The organism is Agarivorans sp. 1_MG-2023, from assembly GCF_030548385.1.
Taxonomy (GTDB): domain Bacteria; phylum Pseudomonadota; class Gammaproteobacteria; order Enterobacterales; family Celerinatantimonadaceae; genus Agarivorans.
The window spans coordinates 33,598-54,446 of sequence record NZ_JAUOSJ010000005.1; the positions used below are offsets into that span (position 1 = coordinate 33,598).

Sequence of the window (20,849 nt, forward strand, 5' to 3'; positions counted from 1 at the left end):
TTTACTTGATGAGCGACCGTTTTTCTTGGTCTCGTTTAGTCATAATCAGGAATGGTAGAAATGTGCAAATCCCTTAATAAATCGTCAAGCTACTTTCCAGCCTTGATGCTGTTTTTATTGTTAACGCTAAACGTCTCGGCAACAGAAGAGGGTTTAGTTCAAGCAAACATCTCATCAATACCAAGCAGCAAACCTTACCATTACTTTGTGTTACCGGTTCCCAACTTCACTATTTCAAATCAGCAGGGCTTTGAACTCAGCCAATCTGGGAAAATACTCGATTTTAGCGCTTCGGCACATCTTAGTTGGCCGCAAGCAGGAGGCGCTAAGTTTTATAGAGGCGTACTATTTAAAGTCGAAGGTTTAGATACTGGTGAGCTTGAAATTCGCTGGGGAAAAAATCTCACAAAACCAAATGATGGGGTAAAACTAGAAGAAGCCCTATTGGTTGAGGCTAATTTTACTGAAAAATGGTTAAACTCAGCGCTTTACTCACCACTTATCTACAACGCAAATAACATCGATTGGGGTTGGTTTGATAACGCGTATTGGCGTTATGCTGCTTATAGCGGTGATGAGGCTCTTATCGCTGAGCTTAGTAAACCCAAAGACCCAGCGAAGAAAACGACGCTCCCCAGTAACAGCGCAGCACCATGGCTATATGATAGGCCATATACTTTTTATCAACTGTATTTTAAAACCGCCGACTCTCGTTGGAAAAAAACGGCTCACCAAAAAGCACAGTTTTTTATCAGTCAGTTAGATTCTAATGGAGACTTTTCCTTGAAGGGCTCAGCAGATCTTAAGTACATGCTAAGTGCTGGGCTGCTAATTGATTATTTGTTTTACCCTAAGCTGTCTACCAAGCTAGCGATTGAGACTATGACGCCGAAAGGGCTTAAGTGGCCAGCAACTTACAGCACCAAACTCGGGTTTTGGACCGAGCGGCATTTGTCGGTAGCGCTCGGTTTGGCACTAAATCAATGGGAGCTCGATAGCACTGCGCAATCGTTAAGCAGGATTGAGCAGCTAGTCAGCGGAATTAAACAAAACCTATGGGTACCTGCTCCCGGACAGGGCGGCTGTTTAAAGCATAGCCTAAAGGCTCACTCTAATAAAAACAGTCAAGAGATGGTGTGTTCCCCATGGATGAGTGCTTTGGTAGTAGAACAGTTGTGGCGTTATTTTTGGTTAACTAACGATCAGCAAGCGGCTCAATTGATTGTAGATTTTGCAGAAATGCTGCTTCAACAAGGGCTATATACTGTGGAATACAAAGGTAAGACTCTTTATATCCCAGATTATTTAGTGTTCTTTAAAAAATCTATTTTTCAAGACCGTAATTCTTGGACCGAGCGGCAACATGCTTGTGACGTAGTGGGTATGGTTTATAAAGCTGTATATTTGAAGCGTGAGCGTGGCGAAGACGAGTTTTTATTAGACTTGCTTGGGCAGGAACTGCTAAAAACGTGCGATGGAACGATGAATAAAAAAGGTAAAACCGCTGCTGGCCAACCGGCTTGGGCCTTAAAACCACTAAGAAAGTTTAATTGGTGGTTTGCCAGTAACGGTTCGTTAACTTGGATCTTGAAACAATAACTCGGTGTTTTCAAACAAACCTAATTGCTGTTCTAGCGCCGCTCTTTCGCGATTACAGCTAGCGTCAGCGCATAAGACTGAAGCGGCTACAATAGCACTCTTACGCTTGCCTGCTAGTACCTCAGAAAAGCGCTGAGACCTAAGTGCGCCTCTATTGGCCACTAAGCCGTTAGCGCCTGCATAACTGTAGGCTAATAAGGCTGGTTGATTAGCTCTTGAGCGAAAGTATACAAAGTTTGTGCGAGGAGTATTCTCAGTCTTATTCACTCGCATACTTTCTGGCACCACTTCATTTAAATAAAATGATGCTTTATTGTCTAAGCCAAGGCCACTAAATAAATACACCCATTGCTGTAGCTCTATATCATCTACAGAAAGCGTTTGATGCTCTACCGATTGGTATTGGCTCACTTGGAGAGAGCGATGGTAGAGGACTTCTGATGGTGTCTGCTGACTGTTTAGCTGATTCGCATCAACCACTGGCCAATCCAATAAGCTTGGAGAGAAAACCAATAGAGCGAGAATGAAGTACGCAAATACTTTTGGTGAAGGCTGGCTTACTTCAACAGGTTTCGCTCGTGGTAAAGGATCTTGAGCGAGTTTACCGCCGACATAAAAAGCAAACAGCAAGTAAGGAATGTATAAATACCAACCTAGATTATTATGGTCGTGAATTAAGTCACTTTGCATTTGGGTTTCGTGACCAACCAGAATAATAATGATGATACGTACCCAGTTAACCAATAACGCGCCGACCATACACACAACAAAAAAGGTAGCAGCTTTACGTGCGCCTCGAATATTAAAATAGATATACAACAAACATAAAAACAACGAAGTAATAAAGTAGCGCAAGCCACTACAGCCATTCGCTATCTCAAAACGACCTGAAGGAATAGACACCACATTGCCTTCAAAAAAGCTCGGTACGTGGGTATAGGCCATCACCATTTCTACAACATTGGTAGACAGTGTCTGCAGTGGTGGGGATAGAATCCCCCAAATTGGTGTAGCAAATAACATGACTAGAGCGTACACATATAAACTTTTGTGATGTTTAAATACGCTCAATAAGCTAAACAGTAATACGAAAGGGAGTAGGGCGCGCACCGGTAGACTAATTTGGCTCAAATACAGCAGCAGCTCTAAAGCTAGGCAAAGAATCAGAGGGATTAGCCAAAGACTAGGAGCTTGGCGAAACTGTAGTTCTTGTCGACAATCATAAAGCACATAAAGTGCTACTAAAGGAATGAGAAAGGCATGTGAGTAGGTGCCGTCATCAAAACTGTAGCGCCAAACATCCAATAGCACTGGCCAAAATAGCAAAGCAACTGATGCGGTAACCACTAAGACCATTATAGCTTGAAGATTACCGCTGTTAGCGTGCCCTTGCTCTACATTATCTGGCTCCAAAAATTAGCGCCCTTTACCAAACAAGATGATCTCTGCGGTTCTTACTAGAATCAATAAATCCAGTAAGAAGCTGCGGTGCTTAATGTAATACAGGTCAAACTTTAACTTTTCTAAGGCATCGGCTTCAGTGCTTCCATATGGATACTTAAGCTGTGCCCAACCGGTTAAGCCAGGTTTTACATTGTGACGTTGATTGTAATAAGGAATCGATAACACTAATTCTTTTACAAACGCTGGGCGTTCCGGACGAGGACCTACAAAGCCCATATCTCCGATCAATACATTGTAAATTTGTGGTAATTCATCAATGCGGTATTTGCGAATGAAGTTGCCTACTTTTGTTACACGAGGGTCTTCTTTCTGAGCCCATTTAGCGCCGTCTTTTTCTGCGTCGGTACGCATACTGCGGAACTTAAAAATATTAAATGGCTGACCATTTAGGCCAATTCGCTCTTGCGAATACAGGACCGGGGCTTTAATGCCTTCTTCTAGCTTGATCATAATGACAGTAATTAGCATCAGCGGCCAAGTTAGAGACAATACGATTAAGCCTAAAAAGGTATTACACACCCAGTCTAAAGAACTACGTAAGTAGTTGGTAGAGTGGAAACCGTTACTATAAATAACCCAAGATGGGTAAATAAGGTTTACCGCAATTTGCCCTGATTCACGCTCGATAAAGTCAATGATATCGGTAATTTCTACGCCGCGAAGCTTACATAGAAACAAGCTGTCCACTGGCAAGTTAGCGCGTCGCTCATCTGCGGCAATCACTATCTCTTCAATACCGTTTGCGAGAACATAAGATTCAAGCGGTTGGTCGAGTTCAAGGATGGTTTCACGTTTAATGCCGTCTTCAGAGTCACCAGGCATACTGATGAAACCTGCCATCTCAAAGCTAACTCGGTCAGACTTACGGCGCATTCTCTTTTCAATAATGCTCGCGCGCTCACCTGCACCTAAAACTAAAATGCGTTTTCTGCCCATATGCTCGTATTGCATTTTCAAGGCGAAATAACGAATTGTAGTCAGGCCCATCATTACGGCTGCGTAAAGTAATTCGCGGAAATTACCCGGCAATACATCAAGCGGCGTTAATACATATACAACTGATGAGATAAAGTAACCTAAAGCAATACTCACCAGCAGTCGACGAATAACTCCTCGAAAGGTTTCACGTATTTTTTGGTTGTATAAGCCAACAGAAAGGATGGAGAGTTGAATAGGAAAAGTAAATGCTAGGCAGTGCATCAATAAGATACCCTCACCGTAGGCAGGAATACCTTCAAAACCGCTGAAGCGAAGAAGCTCAACGCCGATGACAAAAACCCCAATGAGCAATAAAAATTCGGCGAGAATAATTGCTCTACTACCAGGATCTAGATTGTGAAATTTCGAACCAGCCACGCTTCTTCCTTGAAACAATTTAAATTTAAATTTTAAGATTGACCAGTATACCGAGATTTAAACACAGAGCCACAAAAAATCGGTTCTACTTGTGCGCCTTTAGTTAACAGCAGAATTGTTACCTTAGCTTTACATTTACAACGGCCTGAAGATAAATATCGATATATTAAAACTATTTAGCTCAAGAGATTTACAACATGCGTCCCCGCACACTATCATGGGAAAAAGGACTTTCTCAATCAATGTTATTTGATGGACACTCAGCGTAATGGATAGTGCTATGAAAAAACTAAATCAAGCGGTAGTTAAACTACTCTCGGTAATGGCGTTAGGGCTTTTCCTTAGCGCATGTTCAAACAATTTACCCACCTTACCTAGTGCGTCGGTTAACCCTTCGCTCACCGAAAACCCCGCCGATTATAAATACTTGATTGGACCGGGTGATGAACTAAATATCTTTGTATGGCGAAACCCTGAAATTTCAGGCACTTTTATTGTTCGCCCAGACGGTATGGTTTCAACCTCTTTAGTGGAAGACCTAGAAGTGTCGGGTAAAACGCCGACTGAACTAGCCCGCCTTATCGAATCTGAATTGGCCGAATTTATTCGTGACCCGATTGTAACGGTAACGGTAGAAGGTTTTATTGGGCCGTTTAGCGAGCAAGTTCGCGTTATTGGTGAAGCCTTTGAACCGCAAGCCATTAACTACCGCGAAGACATGACACTGCTTGATGTAATGATTCAGGTGGGCGGTTTAACCGAGTACGCCGATGGTGATAATGCTCGTTTGGTTCGAGTAGTAAGTGGAGAGCAGCGCTCTTATAACGTGCGTGTAGGCAAACTAATACAAGATGGTGAGATTGAAGCCAATGTAGATGTTCTTCCTGGCGATATTATTATTATCCCAGAAGCTTGGTTTTAGTCGGAGTAGTCGTTTAAATGCAAGAGTTAATTGAGGATTTTTTGCAATACCTGCGAGGGGTATGGTTAAAACGCCGTTATATTTTAATCGCTTTGTGGGTCATCTGCCCAATTGGTTGGATAGCGGTAACATTGATGCCAAATCAATATACTGCTGAGGCTAGGGTCTACGCAGACACTCGTTCGTTGTTGCAACCTCTGTTGAAAGGTTTAGCCATTCAGACCGATCCTAGTCAGGAACTGGCGATGATTGTTAAAACTTTACTGAGTCGTAACAACCTAGAGAAGATTGCTCGGGCGAGTGATGCTGACGTTCGGGTTAACAATAGCGCTGAGTACGATGAGCTATTAGATAATTTGAAAGAAAAGATCGACATCGATAAAACCCGCCGAGAGAATCTTTATACTATTACTTTCGTGGCCGATTCTCCCCAATATGTACGCGATGTTGTGCAAGCAGCGCTAGATGTCTTTGTTGAAAATACTCTTGGAGAAAAGCGACAAGATACTGATACCGCTAATTCGTTTATTAATCAGCAAATTGAAGAATATGAAACACGCCTAATTGAAGCTGAAAAGCGCTTGGCGTCATTCAAACAAGAATACACTGCATTTTTACCCGGTAAAGAGTCAACTTATTATAGTAACTTGGAAGGGGTTAAAAAGCTGCTTGAAGAAACCCGTTTGGAGCTAAGTGAAGCTGAAACCAAATTGGTATCTGCACGTTCTCAATTGGCTAGCGAAGAGTTGTTAGCATCACAGCAAACAGCCAGAGTTCGTACTGAGTTTGATGACCGTATTATCTCAATGCAAACGCGCTTAGATGATTTGCTGCTGCGCTATACAGAGCGCCACCCCGATGTGGTAGAGGTTCAGCGTCAGATTGAATCTTTGCAGAAGCAAAAAGACAATGCGATTACTACAGCTAAAACACCTGCTGCTATCGCGTCTGAGTCGGTCATTTACCAAGACTTAAAAATTACGGTGAGCCAGCTAGAGAATGAAGTGGCTTCGCTAAAAGTGCGTGAAGAACGTCATGCCGAGAAAGTAGATACTTTGCAAGAACAGCTGCGTCAGGTGCCTGATGTTGAAGCGAAGTTAACCGGCCTAAACCGTAATTACGAAATCACTAAATCGAAATATGAAGATCTCTTGTCTCGTAGAGAGAGCGCGCAAATTTCACAAAGCGCCGGTAAAACAACCGATGACATTAAGTTTAGAGTGATTGATGCACCTCGCGTACCTCTTGTTCCTTCTGGGCCGAAGCGACCATTATTAATTGCCGGAGTATTGATTTTTGCTCTCGCGGTTGGCGGTGGTATGTCGTTTGCGTTTAGCCAAATAAATCCTGTGGTATCAAGCCTACAACAGTTATATCAACAAACTGGCTATCCAGTGCTGGGTGTGGTTTCGGCGACTGAAAGTTCTGGGTTGATGAAAATAGAAAAACGCAAAATGCGGCTATTTGTTTTATCAAATACCGTTTTGTTATGTGGCTTTGTAGGGTTTATGGTGATTAATTTGCTACCCGGATTACACAATAAGATTATTGCAGGGTTAGGTGGAGTAGGTTTGCTATGAGCACGATAGAAAAAGCAATGGGTAAGCTAGCAAAGCAAGCCCAAGCCAATCAAGCACCAATTGATGTCCCTGCTGCAGAGCAAGCTGCAGTTCCTGGAACTGAGGCAGCGACAACTCCAAGCAAAAGAGTAGATAAACCGGTTCTACAAATAGATTCAGCAGTACTGAAACGTTTGGGTATGTTGTCTGACATTCGATCTCGCGAAACCAGAATGCTTAGCGACGAGTATCGCGGTATTAAGCGTAAGCTGCTTAAAAATGCTTTTGAGCCGGGGTTAATCCCACAAAACAAAAGTAACCTGATAATGGTAACTAGCGCTAACCCAGGTGAAGGTAAAACTTTCACCTCAATTAACCTAGCGCTTAGCTTAGCCTTAGAAAAAGATAAAACGGTGTTGTTAATTGACTCCGATGTGCTTAAACCGACGGTGAGTAAAACCTTAGGTATTGGCCAGCACATGGGCTTAATGGAGTATTTGCTAGGGCAAACCAATGATGTTGCTGATGTGATTTATCACACCAATATTCCTAATTTAAGAATTATGCCTGCTGGCATGCCGCATCACTTGAGCAACGAATTGTTAGCGAGTGAAAAAATGCGCTCTCTGACTCAAGAGCTGAATAGCCGTTATTCGGATCGCGTTGTATTGTTTGATAGCCCGCCAATATTAGGCGTGAATGAAACCGTTGTGTTGTCTAACTTTATTGGTCAGGCAGTGGTAGTGGTAGAGCAAGATAGTACCAAGATGGCGGCAATTAAATCAGCGGTATCGCAGTTTAGTGAAGAGCTGGCGATTGGTTACGTATTGAATAAAGCAGTGCACGGAAAAACAGGGACTTACGGTTATGGCTACGGATACGGCTATGGATATGAGGAAGAACGCAGCGCCTAGTGTTGTTCTTGCGCTTGCTATCGCTTTAGGACTGCCTACTTCAGCTTATGCTGCTGAAGTGCAGTTTCGCCCTGAGATTGGTGCCGAGTTAGTTTATACCGACAATGCGGGTTTAAGTGAAGAGTCTCCTGAAGCTGGCGAAATCGGTATTTTGTCTGCAGGCATCGTATCTGAAGTAATCGGTAAAGACGGAGAAATGTCCTTAGACTATCAAGCTCGTCAAACCTACCATTCCTATGACTCAAACAAAAACCAGCTCTACCATGAGTTGGATTTTGCTGCCGACAAAAAATTAGGTAAATCAGGTTTTAGCGTTGATGCGATTGCATCGATTGATATTTTGCCAGCAGAAGTAAGCAGTAATGCCATTACAGATATTATCTCTGGTGATTTGATTCAAGGTAGTGAGCTAGGTTTAGGGTTGAGTTACCAGTCCAATCGCCGTAAATGGATAGATTTGAGCGCTCGAGCGGGTGCAAGTTTATATCGTTACGAAGATGACCGTGGTAACAATAATGATTTTGACGGCTCTTTGCTGTTTAAGAATGGCCAAAAGGTTAATACTGTTTTCTGGTTAGTGGATTCGAGTTATATCAAACGCGAGGCACGCGGTAACTCTAAAGAAACCGAAAACGTAAAGTATAAAGGTGAGTTTGGTCTGCAACAGCGTTCTGGCTTCAGCCCATTTATCCGTTATTACGCAGAAAGCTACCTAGAAGGGGTGAGTTCTTCTGAAAAAGTCGGTGAATCTGAAAGCTGGGGCCCGGCTATTCGCTACTTTCGCTCACGCTTAAGTTACTTAGAACTCAGCTATAACTTTTCCTTAGATAAAGATAAAAACGATGATTATGTAGGTACCGCGCTAAACTTGGAACCTAACCGTCGAACTAAGTTGTTTTTCGAGTACAGCAAACGTTTTTACGGCAACGCTTATGAGTTCACTTTTAACCACAAAAAGCGCCGCGTAACAACAGACATTAGCTACATTGAAGAGCCAACCAGTTTTGATCGCCGTTTCTTTGTAGAAGGTGATAGCGTAGAAGAGCAAAAGTTAGATAAAACATTTCGCTGGAACACTGATTTAAATTTACGTCGGTCAGGCATCGATGTTGAATTGCGTCATCAAACTCGCGAAGGCTTGCGCAGTGATAGTGACTTTATTAAAGACATTACCTACGGTGGCGGTATTGGCCTTGACCACAAGCTTAGTCGCAATTTGACCATAGCCTTTGGGTTTGATTACGATCACTATACATTTGATCGCCTTAACGGCACTGACCAAATTGATAAATATAGCCGCTATGATTTATCTTTAAATCAAGACCTTATTGAGGGTTTCTTTCTCACGTACCGCTACCAATATACCCATCGTAGCTCAAATACTGCAGGTAGAAACTATGACGAAAACCGAGTATCGATTAACGCGACTAAGCAGTTTTAAGCATGTATGAATCTTTTTTTGGCTTAAGTGATAAACCATTTAAGCTTAGCCCAGACCCTAAATTTTTCTTTGCTAGCCCGCACCATGACCGTGCAGTGTCTTATCTACGTTATGGCCTTTCGCAAGGAGAGGGCTTTATTGTTGTCACCGGGCCAATTGGTACCGGTAAAACCACCATCGCCCGTAGTTTATTGGCCTCAATTGATGACTCGATTGTTGCCGCGCAAATTGCCACGACCAAGCTTAACCCAGACGAGTTAGTACGCTTAGTTGCCGCACAGTTTAATATTGACGTAGAAGGGCTCAATAAGGCCGATATTCTTAAACGTTTTGAGCAATATTTATTAACCCTAAACAAACAAGGCAAACGTGCTCTATTGGTGGTGGATGAAGCTCAAAACCTGCCTGCTGAAACAGTAGAAGAGCTGCGAATGCTGTCTAATTTTCAGCTCAATGATAAGCCCTTGTTCCAAAGCTTTTTATTGGGGCAAGAAGAGCTTAAGCCGATTATTGAATTACCTGAAATGGAGCAGTTTAGGCAGCGAATTATTGCTTCTTGCCACCTTCAGCCATTAGATGCGGAGCAAACTCAAGGCTATATCCTGCATCGCTTAAAACAAGTCGGCTGGAACGAAAACCCAAAATTGGATGACGATATTTTTCAGCAAATTGCAGACTTTACCAAAGGGATTCCGCGGAAAATTAACATTTTTGCTGATCGCTTGTTTTTGTATGCTTTTCTTGAAGATCTCCATACTATTTCGCATGCTGATGTTGCTTCAGTGATTGAAGAAATGGGGGGCGAGCTTTCTGGATCGCTACAGGGTACGCCAGAACAACAGGGTGTTTCAGATATTGACGAAGTGCTCGGGCGCCAATATGAAAGCGCCATGGATGGGCAAAATCTGGCTCGCGGTGCAGCACTTAGTGACAATCAAATTAAAGCCAACCTATTGGACGTGTCTAGTTACCTTGAAGAAGTGGTGCTGCGAAAGATAAAAATCATTCGCTACTTAGATAAAATGATCGAAAAGAAGCGCAAAGAAATCGTTGAGTTAAGCGAAAATAATTAGGCAAAGCCGCACGCTTTTATAAATACTCCCTAGTTAATACATGGAAGATCTCATTTGAGTATTATTGTTGGATTATTGGGATACAGCATAGCTGCAGTGGTGTATTTGCTGTTTAGTTTGCTGCTGTTAACGACCGTACAAAGCGGTTTTCAACGTAAAGCTCTCAGCTGGGTGGTATTTTTTACTCTGCTTTGGGCCGCCGTTGGTGCTAGTCAAATTCGGTTCGCCTTCCCCTTAGGCTACTTTTATGCGGTTGAAACTATCCGTAACGGTTTATGGTTTCTACTGCTTTACGCCACCATAGCTCCTCGCTTTGAGCTAACTAATTTGCTTAACGGCCCATGGCGCAGAAAAGGTGTTCTTCTAGGGCTACTCATTACCGCTTGCTTGCAACTCTTCGTGGCGATTAGCAACCTACCTTTAAATCAGCTTTGGCTGGTAACTCAGTTAGCGCAAACCGTTATTGGTTTATGGCTAATAGAGCAGCTTTACCGCAGGATTGAAGTCAACGCGCGCCCAACCATTAAACCAATGTGCCTAGGCCTTGGTGGCATGTTTGCTTTTGATTTTGCCTTATATGCGAATGCACTAATCACATCAGGGATTTCTTTTGATTTTTGGAGTTTGCGTGGTTTTGTCGCGGTTCTTGCTGCCCCATTAGTGCTATTAAGCGCGCGTAGAATTAAGCGTTGGTCTACCAAGATTTACGTTTCTCGTGATGTTATCTACCACAGTACCTTACTGCTGGTGGCAGGTGGTTACTTACTCATGATGGCGCTTGTGGGCTATTACATTCGCTATGCGGGTGGTGATTGGGGAAGCATGGCGCAAAATGGTTTCTTTGCTTTAAGTGCCCTGATACTGGTGAGTTTGTTTCTATCTGAACGTTTGCGTAAGCAGCTTAAGGTGCAAATTACTAAACATTTCTTTGCTAATAAATATGAGTACCGCGAAGAATGGATGAAGTTTGCCGCCGTTCTGGAAGAAGACGGTGTATCACCTTATAACATTGCACTAAAGGCCATAAACCAACCATTTGACTGCCAATTTGCTAGTTTGGCAATTATCGAGAACGGTCGTTTTACGGTGAAGTCTTGCTATAACGTCGCAGATGATGACCCACAAGTTTTACTGTGTTTAGAGCACTTGGCCTTCCAAGCGATTGAACATCAATGGATCATTGATATAGACGAATTGAAAGAAGACTCTAGCGTTGTACCGTTTACGGTTTCCTCTGAGATGCTGCAACAAGTCAGTAAGTTTAGTTACTTGGTTCCCACTAGCACTGGTGAGGGGTTTAAAGGTGTCATTCTATTGTCATCACCTACCGCTATCCACAGCGTTAACTGGGAAGACCGAGACTTAATGCGCGCGATTAGCCGCCAGTTAGCAGTATTCCTAAATTTGCATCGCTCTAACTTAGCGCTAGCCGAAAGTCAGCAGTTTGATACCTTTAATCGCATGTCGGCTTATTTAGTTCACGATCTAAAGAACGTGTTGGCGCAGTTGCAGTTAATGTCTAAAAACGCTATTAAACATAAACACAATCCAGAGTTTATTGATGACGCATTCGAAACCGTAGATTCTGCGGCAAATCGTTTAGCTAAAGTGGTGGCGCATTTAAGTAAAAAGCAACGGGTAGATACTGTGGTCGCTCCCTTTTTATTAAAAAAGGCACTGCAGCAGGTCGTAGAATCGCGTTCAATGGGCCAACCTAAGCCGCAGTTACGTTTTTCTTTAGAAGACGACTTTGAGTTAGTTGGCGACCAAGAGCGTTTTATTAATGTGCTTTCTCATTTAGTACAAAATGCTCAAGACGCTACTCAAGCCTCTGGCGAGATCATGATTAAGGCGAGCTCTCAGGACAAAGATTGCATCGTAGAGGTTGAAGATAACGGCGAAGGGATGAGCGTAGAGTTTATTGATACGCGCTTATTCAAGCCATTTGATACCACCAAGGGTAATGCAGGCATGGGTGTAGGCGCCTATGATGCAAAACGCTTTGTTGAAGAACTTGGTGGGCATATACAGGTTAAGAGTCATGTAGGCGAGGGAAGTTTATTCCGCTTGTTTCTACCAATTCATAAAATTTAGCTGGCAGTTGCTGCGAGCTTGCGTAAACGGATGAAATAAACATGGAAACGTTACTGGTTGTTGAAGACGACCCAGGTATTCAAAAACAGTTGAAATGGAGCTTTAGCGACTACCAAGTGATTATTGCTGGTGATCGTAAAGAAGCGATCACCGCATTAAGACGTTACGAACCTAAAGTGGTGACCTTAGATCTTGGTTTACCGCCCGATGAAGCCAACGCCAGTGAGGGTTTAGCAACTCTCAAAGAAATGCTTGAGCTAAACCCTAAGCTTAAAGTCATTGTGATTACCGGCAACGAAGAGAAAGACAATGCGCTTAGCGCTATTGCTATGGGGGCGCATGACTTTTATCAAAAGCCGATTGATGACGATACTCTCTCGGTTATTATCGCTCGCGCCTTTTGGGTTGCCAATATTGAGCTAGAGAATGAAGCGCTAAAAGGGGCTTCTTTAGATAACAATGGCTTTTTGGGTAACTCGCCAGAGGTGCAGAAAGTGTGCCGTATGGTAGAGCGTATTGCTCCTACCGAAGTCACTACCTTGTTGTTAGGTGAAAGTGGTACCGGTAAAGAAGTTCTTGCGCGAGCTATTCATCAGCAAAGCCCTCGTAAAGACCAACCATTTATTGCCATTAACTGTGCATCTATTCCAGAGAATCTGCTAGAAAGTGAATTGTTTGGTTTTGAAAAAGGGGCCTTTACTGGGGCACATAAAACCACTGAAGGAAAGATTGAATGTGCCAACGGCGGCACCTTATTTCTCGATGAAATTGGTGATATGCCATACCCCTTACAAGCTAAAATTTTACGTTTCCTACAAGAAAAAATTGTAGAGCGAGTTGGAGGGCGTAAAGAGATCCCGGTGGATGTGAAAATTGTTTGTGCAACCCACCAAAACTTGCAGAACATGGTTGAGCAAAAAGAGTTCCGCGAAGATTTGTTTTACAGAATCAGTGAAATCACCATCAATATTCCGCCATTGCGAGAACGTGGAGAAGATGTGGTGTTATTGGCGCGGGCTTTTTTGCAGAGCTACAATAAACAAATGCAGCGCAATATTAATAATTTTAGCGATGATGCCATTACGGCTTTAACCAGCCACCGATGGCCAGGCAATATTCGAGAGCTGCAAAACAAAATTAAATCAGCAGTAATTATGGCAGACAACAAGCAAATCACCGCGGAAGATTTAGCCTTGCCAATCGGTGATGAAGAGCAAATCAAGCTCGCCTTAAACTTACGCCATGTGCGTGAGGCTGCCGAGAAACAAGCCATTAATAAAGCATTAGCCTTAAGTAATGGGAACATTTCTAATACCTCTGGCTTGTTAGGCGTAACTCGACCTACCTTGTATTCTTTATTAGAAAAGTACGGATTAAAAACCGACTAATTCATAAAATAACATCAACACTAAAGGCTGCTAAGCAGCCTTATCGCAACAAACAATTGGGCCCCTGATGGACAATTCGCAAACAGAAATGAATATATTAGTGACTCCAGAAATGGCCAATTTCTCGGGTAAAATGCATGGTGGCGCCATGTTGAAAAAGCTTGATGAAGTGGCCTATACCACTGCCATTCAGTATTGCGGTAATTACGCTGTAACGCTGTCGGTAGACCAAGTGCTATTTAAGAACCCGGTTGAAATTGGCGAGTTTGTAACGTTTCTTGCGTCGGTGAATTATACCGGTCGAACCTCAATGGAAATTGGCATTAAGGTAATAGCTAAAAACCTAAAAGAACAAACCGTTCGCCATACACATTCGTGTTTCTTTACCATGGTTGCTGTAGACGACCAAGGTAACTCTGCGAAGGTTCCACCATTAAAGCCCGCAACCGAAGTCGCCAAACGACGCTTTAGTGATGCCTTGCGCAGGCGTCAGCGCCGAATGGAAAAGGTGTAATTAATTTTACTAGTGAGAAAGAAAAGGCCTGCATTAGCAGGCCTTTTTGTTTGCTTGGTATTAATCACTAATATCCATTTATTCGGTCGAAATATTCAGGCAAGAACAAGGAGATTTGCGGAATATAGGTAATCAATATCAGGAAGAACAGCAGTAAACTAAGCCAAGGTAAACAAGCCTTAATCACCCAACCCATACTTTTGCCAGTAATGCCCGCGGTCACAAACAAATTGAGCCCTACAGGGGGTGTCAACATTCCAATCTCCATATTTACCACCATAATAATCCCTAAGTGAATGGGATCGATGCCCAACTGAGTAGCAATGGGGAACAGTATTGGCGCCATAATCAGCAATATCGCCGACGGCTCCATAAAGTTACCGGCAATCAGCAGTAAAATATTTACAACTATCAAAAATGCCCAAGGTTGTAGGCCATGAGCCACAATCGATTCGGCAATCATGTGTGGGATGCGCTCGGTAGTAAGCACGTGTGCAAACAACATCGCATTGGCAATAATGAATAGCAGCATAATGCTGACTTTGGCCGCATCTTTGATCACTTGGCGCACTTCTGGGTCGGTCACAGACTTGATTATGCTGATAGGAAACAACATCAAGTTACGGCTTGTGGCTGCCGTTATGCTTTCGCCTTGATTTCGCCAAGCTTGTTCTTTGATTGGCCCAATGTCTCTATAGCCAAATACCGATACTAAAAAAGCATAAATAGCCGCCACCGAGGCTGCTTCGGTGGGGCTAGCAACACCGCCATAAATTGAACCCAGTACAATAACAATCAGCATTAAGCCGCCGGTTGCTTTAAGTGCAGAAATGCCCCATTGGCGAATACCAGGGTAAGCCTGAGCAGGTAGGTTTTTAATTCTGGCCACAATGTATATGGCTATCATTAAAATGCTGCCCATCATCAGGCCCGGTATAAAACCCGCCATAAACATGCGCGAGGCCGATACTTCGGTAGCGGCTGCGTAAACCAGCATTACAATAGAGGGCGGAATTAGAATGCCCAAAGTGCCAGCGTTGGCGATAACACCTGCTGCTAGTGATTCAGGGTAGCCTGAGCGCACCATGCCCGCGATAACAATAGAGCCAATCGCTGCCACTGTTGCTGGGCTTGAGCCAGATACCGCAGCAAACAACATACAGGCCAGCACTGAAGCCATGGCTAAGCCGCCGCGAATGTGGCCAACACTGTCCATGGCGAAATTAATCAGCCTACGAGCTACCCCGCCAGTAGACAAAAATGCTGAAGATAAAATGAAGAAGGGGATAGCAAGTAAGGTGTAGTGCTCTGAAGTGGCTTCAAATAGTTTTAACGCCACCGAGGCTAACGAATCGTTAGAAAATAATAGTATGGTGGTCATACTGGCGAAACCAAGCGCAATAGCGATGGGCATGCCAATAATCATGCATACAAACAGTAAGATAAATAAGGTGAAGGTAGTCATGGTCAGTTCCTTTGCCGCAAGCGCTTATTGTTTTTTTAGTTCGTCGGCCAATTGCATACTTTCTTTGGCCTCATCGGCGAGGTGGAAACCATCTTGCTGATTCGTCACAACTTTCCATCCCACTTCTAAAAAGCGGATCAGTAGCAACACAAAGCCGATAAACAACACACTCATGGTCTTCCATTTCTCTATGGGCAAATCTTCCATTTCAATGGCTATGCGCTGCAACTTGCTGAGGTAAACCCAAGAGCCATACATAAATAAGCAGCAGTAAAATAAACATAGGGTTAGGGCGACTAAGGTGAGCCATTTTCGTTGGGTAGGTGGCAATACCTTTACAAAGGCGTCTACGCCAATGTGGGCGCCTTCACGCACACCCCAGCTAGCGCCAAGCAGCACTAACCAAGCCGAGCAATAGAGAGTGACCTCTTGTACCCAGTGAATGCCAGCGTTGAAAACAAAGCGCATAATCACTTCAACAAATACCAGCAGGGTCATAGTCACTAACAAAAAAGCAATGAAGTTTTCTTCAAAGCGTCGAAACCAAATCACAAACTTCATGGGATATCCTTATCAGTACACCGAATACTTTTGGGGACACGGTGAAGGGCGCAGAGCGAGGGGTCTCTGCGCAAGCCGTTTTATTGGTTAGCCGCTACTGCAGCGTCGATAATGTTTTTGCCTATTTCACCTTCAAACTGCTGCCAAACGGGTTTCATAGCTTCTACCCATTGCATGCGTTGTTCAGGGCTTAAAGAAATAACTTCAGAGCGTTTAGAGGCCATAATGTTAGCCTTATCTTTATCCGCTTTTTGCGCCGCAATTTGGTTACCGTGAGCCACCGCTTCGTCTAGCGCCGCTTTTAGCTCTGTGCGAATATCGTCAGGTAACTCAAGCCAAAACTCGGCTGATGTAACGATCAGATAATCCAATACCCCATGGTTAGATTCGGTAATGCTAGCTTGCACTTCAAAGAATTTTTTCGAATAGATATTCGACCAAGTGTTTTCCTGACCATCAATGGCACGGGTTTGTAACAGGGTAAATACTTCCGAGAAAGGCTTTTTCAGTGGTACGGCATCTACTGCTTCAAATTGGGCTGCCAATACATCTGAGGACATAATTCTAAATTTCTTGCCCTTAGCATCTGCCGGTGTGTAAAGCGGTTCATTGGCCGATAACTGTTTCATGCCATTGTGCAAGTAACCTAAGCCTATGAGGCCTTTGCTTTCCAAAGATGACAATAATTCTTGGCCTTCAGCGCTGGCTTGAAAGCGTTCAACGGCAGCCATGTCTTGGAACAAGAATGGGAGGTCAAATACTTGTAGCTTCTTGGTATATTTTTTAAATTTTGATAAGGAAGGAGAGATGAGTTCAACATCGCCCAGCAACAAGGCTTCTAGCTCTTTACCATCACCGTAGAGTTGCGAGTTAGGGTAAACCTTCACCTCTACTTTACCGGGTAAACGTTGGTCGACTAACTCTTTAAACTTTAAGGCCATTTGGCCTTTGGGGGTGTTTTCTGCCACTACGTGTGAAAACTTAAGCTCAATAGGCGCTGCATTTACTACGCTAGCCAAAGCTAAACTTAATGCTGTGAGCGTGCTTGCCAATAATTTCATTTTTATCATCCTTGTGTAGGGTAAATTGCTTACAACGCTACAGCTCATAGCAAAGCTCAAGCCAAGAATGAATGCTGAATTTAAGTATTTGATATGTAATGGTTAATTGGCGGGTAAGCGGGTGGCTGAGTATTTATGACTAAAAGTGTGGGGGGATATCCCCCCAAGGCATTTTAGCTAATGGGGGGAAAGTGACCCATTAATCTTCTTTATAATCGCCTTTATCAAGTTGGTATTTTTTCATCTTTTCATACAGGGTTTTTCGGCCTATTTGTAGCTCTTCTTGAACCACTTTTAATTGGCCTTTATGGCGCTGCAAAGCGTCTTGCAATAAGGTGCGTTCAAAACGGAATAGCTGTTCGGCAAGATTTAAACTTTGTTGATCATTGTTAGCTTCGTTAAATGCTGCATCTTCGCCCATAAGCACCCACCTCTCGGCGAGGTTTCTTAATTCCCGCACATTGCCTGGCCAATCATGGTGAATTAGCTCAGACAGCCGTTGTGGGCTTATTTCAGGACTATTCAGTTGGTAGCGTGCGGCGGCAACCCGTAGAAAATTCTCTAGCAATAAGGGAATATCTTCACCACGCTCCCTAAGCGGTGGGATCTGCACTTCTACTACATTGAGTCGGTAGTAAAGATCGCTGCGAAATTCACCTTGCTCACCTAAGGTTTTTAAATCACTTTTGGTGGCGGCAATGACTCGCAAGTTAAGCTGAGTTGCTTGATTACTGCCCAGTGGCTCTACACTACGTTCTTCTAGCACTCGTAATAGCTTTATCTGCAAGGCCATTGGCATGCTTTCTATTTCGTCGAGAAATAGCGTGCCGTTATTGGCAAAGGCAATCTTACCTATCCGTTTCTTTTGAGCGCCCGTAAATGCCCCCGCTTCATGGCCAAACAACTCACTTTCGATCATGGTTTCGGGAATCGCCCCGCAGTTAATGGCCACAAAAGGGTGTTTGGCTCTAACGCTGTGGTCATGTAAAAAACGCGCAATTAACTCTTTGCCGGTACCTGTTTCGCCATTAATTAATACGTCTGCGGGCGTATCTTTAATATGACTGAGTATTTTACGCAGCCGAACTATCGAGGGGGTAGAGCCCAAAATGCGCGGGCCTGGACCACTTTGCGCATCTAGCTCCGCTTTTAGTTCGCGGTTCTCTAGGGTCAGTCGGCGTTTTTCTAGGGCCCGTTGCAGCACCTCTAATAGGTGGCTAGTGGAGAAGGGTTTTTCTAAAAAGTCGTAGGCACCATCACGTATGGCTTTGATAGCCATTGATATATCGCCATGACCGGTGAGCAAAATGATCGGTAAATCGGCATCTATTTGATGAGCCCGTTGCATCATCTCTAGCCCACTCAAACCAGGCATATTTATGTCGGAGATAATAACCCCTGGCCAAGTACGCTTTATTTGCCTTAGTGCTTGTTCGGCACTTTCAAAGCTTAAGCATTCGTAGTCTTCTAGCTCTAAGGTTTGCTTTAACGAGCGTAAAATATCTGGGTCATCATCGATAATTATGACTGGGGTATACACTCTCACCTCTTATTATTGATTAGTAGCTGGCGGCGTTTGAACGCGCAAACGGATGACAAACTCGGGGCCTATACCTGGTATGTTACGCACGCTAAGCTCACCATCAAAAGATTCAATTAATCGTTTCGATATAGCCATGCCTAAACCCAGGCCTTGCTTTTTGGTGGTGAAAAAAGGCTCAAAAATTCGTTTGAGTTGCTCATGGCTTAGCATTGGACCATTGTCCCAAATAGCAATGCATTGCCAGTCACCTTCTTGATATTGGCGGATCCCCAAGCGCGCCTGCTGAATATTTTCTAAGGCGTCGATGGCATTGTTGATGAGGTTGATAAGCACCTGCTCTAATTGAATGGCGTCGGCTTTAACCCACTGTTGGTCTTGGCCGCTAAATTCAATTTTTATTTGATTGGAAACAATTCGGTTGGCCAAAATGGATAAGGCCGCGTTAATGGAAACCGCACTAGACACTGCGCTGGTTTGGCCTTGGGATTTACGGGAGAAAATCTTAAACTTAGCAATCATTTTGCTCATCATTAAGGTGAGCTTAAGAATATCTTGTAGATTGTTGGTGACTTGCTGATGCTGCTGTTTTTCTTGAAAGCGCAAAGCATTTTCGGCGTAACTTTGCATAGCGGTGAGTGGCTGGTTTAATTCATGATTAATACCCGCCGAAAGCTCTCCCAAGGTAGCTAACTTAGCCGCTTGCACCAGTTCATCTTCGGTTTTCTTGAGCGTGCTAGCGGTGCGTTGATAATCGTCAATGGCCTGTTGTAATTGGCGGTTACTGCTGGTGAGCTCTGCAGTGCGAAGCTGAACGCGGGTTTCTAATTCTTGATTTATTTCAGTTTGTAACTGGCGCCTAGCTTGCAGCTGACGCCAGTATAAATAAAGCAATACCAAACCCAAATAGAATAGCGAACTTAAGAACAGTGCTTCGCCAATGTCGCTGCTATAGCCTCTATCTTCCGACAAGGCATATAAGCGCCAGCCGGCCGTGGGTAATACTCGAGTAATACTGTTGTAGTCTATCCGTTGGCCGCTGTAGTCCGGCAAGTTAATACTGTTTTCATGTAAGCTCTCGGCCATGTTTGGCAGCTTATTATCACCGTACTGGCGTGAGTTAATAAGCTGTTGGCGCAGTGATTCCGGCAACGGTTTTATGCTGTTGTATAACCAATGAGTTTGGGAGGCATAAAACACCACGCCGTGTTTGTCGGTAAGCAAGTATTCGAAATTAGGGTCTCGCCAACTCTTATCAATGATATTGAGGGCGACCTTCACAACCAATACGCCAATGACCCGCTGCTTAAGCATGACCGGTGCAGAGAAGTAGTACCCACGTACGCCAGAGCGAGAGCCAAGCGCAAAATACTGACCGTACTTGCCTAAAATAGCGGTTTGAAAATAGGGTCGGTAGCTATAACTACTGCCCACAAAAGAACGGGCACTTTGCCAGTTGCTAGAGGCTAACGTGGTACCGGAAGTGTCTAATAAGTAGGTGACATCGCTGCCTTGCAGCTGATTAACCTGCTGTAAATAAAGGTTAAGAGCGTGGCGGCGTTGGCTACTCAAATTAAGGCTTAGCGGCTCAATAAGCTGCTGTTGTATGGCAAGTACTTTAGGGAAGTTTCTAAAACGGTCCAGTTCGTGTTGAATACTACGTTGCAAACGCTGGCTTTCTTCGAGTAATTGGCGTTGCTGTTGTTGTTTCGCTTGATACTGAGCGGCAACACCAGCAAGCAGCATAAGGGTTAGCCAGCCTAGTAACAATACTAGCTTTTGTCCTAAGGAGAGTTCGTTTTTCAGACGCTGTTCCATAGCAAGCCAATCCACTCATTCAATAACATTAGCTTATAAAAGATTTCAGCATAATGCTGATTGTTCAGTCACATAGTGTA

General features: G+C 43.8%; 16 protein-coding genes. 9 read left to right on the top strand and 7 right to left on the bottom strand.

Translation table 11 applies throughout. The features are described from left to right. The first annotated feature begins 60 nt into the window (after positions 1-60). Positions 61-1,599 (top strand): hypothetical protein, encoded by a 1,539-nt coding sequence (locus Q4592_RS08425; protein ID WP_303511917.1) that lies wholly within the window; start codon positions 61-63, stop codon positions 1,597-1,599. Here the strand turns inward: Q4592_RS08425 and xrt are convergent. Both xrt and Q4592_RS08435 read right to left on the bottom strand, forming a co-directional pair. Beyond that, positions 1,576-3,012, bottom strand: a complete 1,437-nt coding sequence (gene xrt / locus Q4592_RS08430) for an exosortase (protein WP_303511919.1) — start codon at positions 3,010-3,012, stop codon at positions 1,576-1,578. The genes Q4592_RS08425 and xrt overlap by 24 nt on opposite strands. Positions 3,013-3,015: 3 nt before the next feature. Continuing rightward, positions 3,016-4,419 (bottom strand): TIGR03013 family XrtA/PEP-CTERM system glycosyltransferase, encoded by a 1,404-nt coding sequence (locus Q4592_RS08435; RefSeq protein ID WP_137673931.1) that lies wholly within the window; start codon positions 4,417-4,419, stop codon positions 3,016-3,018. Positions 4,420-4,699: 280 nt separating this feature from the next. On the opposite strand from Q4592_RS08435, the gene Q4592_RS08440 reads away from it, so the two are divergent. The 8 genes from Q4592_RS08440 to Q4592_RS08475 all read left to right on the top strand — a co-directional run bounded on the left by Q4592_RS08440 (position 4,700) and on the right by Q4592_RS08475 (position 14,324). After that, positions 4,700-5,341 carry an XrtA/PEP-CTERM system exopolysaccharide export protein gene (locus Q4592_RS08440; RefSeq protein WP_303511922.1) on the top strand — a complete coding sequence of 214 codons (642 nt, stop codon included), beginning with the start codon at positions 4,700-4,702 and terminating at the stop codon, positions 5,339-5,341. Positions 5,342-5,358: 17 nt separating this feature from the next. Then, on the top strand, positions 5,359-6,921 hold the full coding sequence (locus Q4592_RS08445) for an XrtA system polysaccharide chain length determinant (RefSeq protein ID WP_137673933.1): 1,563 nt from the start codon (positions 5,359-5,361) through the stop codon (positions 6,919-6,921). After that, positions 6,918-7,814, top strand: coding sequence for an XrtA-associated tyrosine autokinase (locus tag Q4592_RS08450; protein ID WP_303511924.1), 897 nt, complete (start codon positions 6,918-6,920; stop codon positions 7,812-7,814). The genes Q4592_RS08445 and Q4592_RS08450 overlap by 4 nt, the downstream gene beginning before the upstream one ends. Beyond that, entirely contained in the window at positions 7,786-9,255 is a 1,470-nt protein-coding gene (locus Q4592_RS08455; RefSeq protein ID WP_303511926.1) for a TIGR03016 family PEP-CTERM system-associated outer membrane protein, read from the top strand. The genes Q4592_RS08450 and Q4592_RS08455 overlap by 29 nt, the downstream gene beginning before the upstream one ends. Before the next feature lie 2 nt (positions 9,256-9,257). Beyond that, positions 9,258-10,328: an XrtA/PEP-CTERM system-associated ATPase gene (locus Q4592_RS08460; RefSeq protein WP_303511928.1), complete on the top strand. Its 1,071-nt coding sequence runs from the start codon at positions 9,258-9,260 to the stop codon at positions 10,326-10,328. 54 nt (positions 10,329-10,382) lie between these two features. Next, positions 10,383-12,422, top strand: coding sequence for an XrtA/PEP-CTERM system histidine kinase PrsK (gene prsK / locus Q4592_RS08465; protein ID WP_303511929.1), 2,040 nt, complete (start codon positions 10,383-10,385; stop codon positions 12,420-12,422). A 41-nt stretch (positions 12,423-12,463) separates the two neighbouring features. Then, positions 12,464-13,810: a PEP-CTERM-box response regulator transcription factor gene (prsR, locus tag Q4592_RS08470; RefSeq protein WP_137673938.1), complete on the top strand. Its 1,347-nt coding sequence runs from the start codon at positions 12,464-12,466 to the stop codon at positions 13,808-13,810. 67 nt (positions 13,811-13,877) lie between these two features. Continuing rightward, positions 13,878-14,324 (top strand): acyl-CoA thioesterase, encoded by a 447-nt coding sequence (locus Q4592_RS08475; RefSeq protein ID WP_303511931.1) that lies wholly within the window; start codon positions 13,878-13,880, stop codon positions 14,322-14,324. Between the two features lie 67 nt (positions 14,325-14,391). On the opposite strand, the gene Q4592_RS08480 is transcribed toward Q4592_RS08475, so the two are convergent. From Q4592_RS08480 to Q4592_RS08500, 5 genes are all read right to left on the bottom strand, one after another. Next, positions 14,392-15,789 carry a TRAP transporter large permease gene (locus Q4592_RS08480; protein WP_303511933.1) on the bottom strand — a complete coding sequence of 466 codons (1,398 nt, stop codon included), beginning with the start codon at positions 15,787-15,789 and terminating at the stop codon, positions 14,392-14,394. Between the two features lie 24 nt (positions 15,790-15,813). Next, positions 15,814-16,350: a TRAP transporter small permease gene (locus Q4592_RS08485; RefSeq protein WP_303511934.1), complete on the bottom strand. Its 537-nt coding sequence runs from the start codon at positions 16,348-16,350 to the stop codon at positions 15,814-15,816. A gap of 80 nt (positions 16,351-16,430) precedes the next feature. Further along, the gene (locus Q4592_RS08490; protein WP_303511936.1) at positions 16,431-17,411 is read right to left on the bottom strand and encodes a TRAP transporter substrate-binding protein; all 981 of its coding nucleotides are present in this window, start codon (positions 17,409-17,411) and stop codon (positions 16,431-16,433) included. 199 nt (positions 17,412-17,610) lie between these two features. Then, positions 17,611-18,951: a sigma-54 dependent transcriptional regulator gene (locus tag Q4592_RS08495; RefSeq protein ID WP_303511938.1), complete on the bottom strand. Its 1,341-nt coding sequence runs from the start codon at positions 18,949-18,951 to the stop codon at positions 17,611-17,613. Between the two features lie 12 nt (positions 18,952-18,963). Next, a complete protein-coding gene (locus Q4592_RS08500; RefSeq protein WP_303511940.1) occupies positions 18,964-20,769 on the bottom strand; it encodes an ATP-binding protein in 1,806 nt (601 codons plus the stop codon). Positions 20,770-20,849: the final 80 nt, after the last annotated feature.

Bases quoted from the DNA above. Each gene is read 5' to 3' on its own strand.
- Q4592_RS08425 (WP_303511917.1), top strand. From the start codon at position 61: ATGTGCAAATCCCTTAATAAATCGTCAAGCTACTTTCCAGCCTTGATG.
- Q4592_RS08440 (WP_303511922.1), top strand. From the start codon at position 4,700: ATGAAAAAACTAAATCAAGCGGTAGTTAAACTACTCTCGGTAATGGCG.
- Q4592_RS08445 (WP_137673933.1), top strand. From the start codon at position 5,359: ATGCAAGAGTTAATTGAGGATTTTTTGCAATACCTGCGAGGGGTATGG.
- Q4592_RS08450 (WP_303511924.1), top strand. From the start codon at position 6,918: ATGAGCACGATAGAAAAAGCAATGGGTAAGCTAGCAAAGCAAGCCCAA.
- Q4592_RS08455 (WP_303511926.1), top strand. From the start codon at position 7,786: ATGGATATGAGGAAGAACGCAGCGCCTAGTGTTGTTCTTGCGCTTGCT.
- Q4592_RS08460 (WP_303511928.1), top strand. From the start codon at position 9,258: ATGTATGAATCTTTTTTTGGCTTAAGTGATAAACCATTTAAGCTTAGC.
- prsR (WP_137673938.1), top strand. From the start codon at position 12,464: ATGGAAACGTTACTGGTTGTTGAAGACGACCCAGGTATTCAAAAACAG.
- Q4592_RS08475 (WP_303511931.1), top strand. From the start codon at position 13,878: ATGGACAATTCGCAAACAGAAATGAATATATTAGTGACTCCAGAAATG.
- Q4592_RS08480 (WP_303511933.1), bottom strand. From the start codon at position 15,789: ATGACTACCTTCACCTTATTTATCTTACTGTTTGTATGCATGATTATT.
- Q4592_RS08485 (WP_303511934.1), bottom strand. From the start codon at position 16,350: ATGAAGTTTGTGATTTGGTTTCGACGCTTTGAAGAAAACTTCATTGCT.
- Q4592_RS08490 (WP_303511936.1), bottom strand. From the start codon at position 17,411: ATGAAATTATTGGCAAGCACGCTCACAGCATTAAGTTTAGCTTTGGCT.
- Q4592_RS08500 (WP_303511940.1), bottom strand. From the start codon at position 20,769: ATGGAACAGCGTCTGAAAAACGAACTCTCCTTAGGACAAAAGCTAGTA.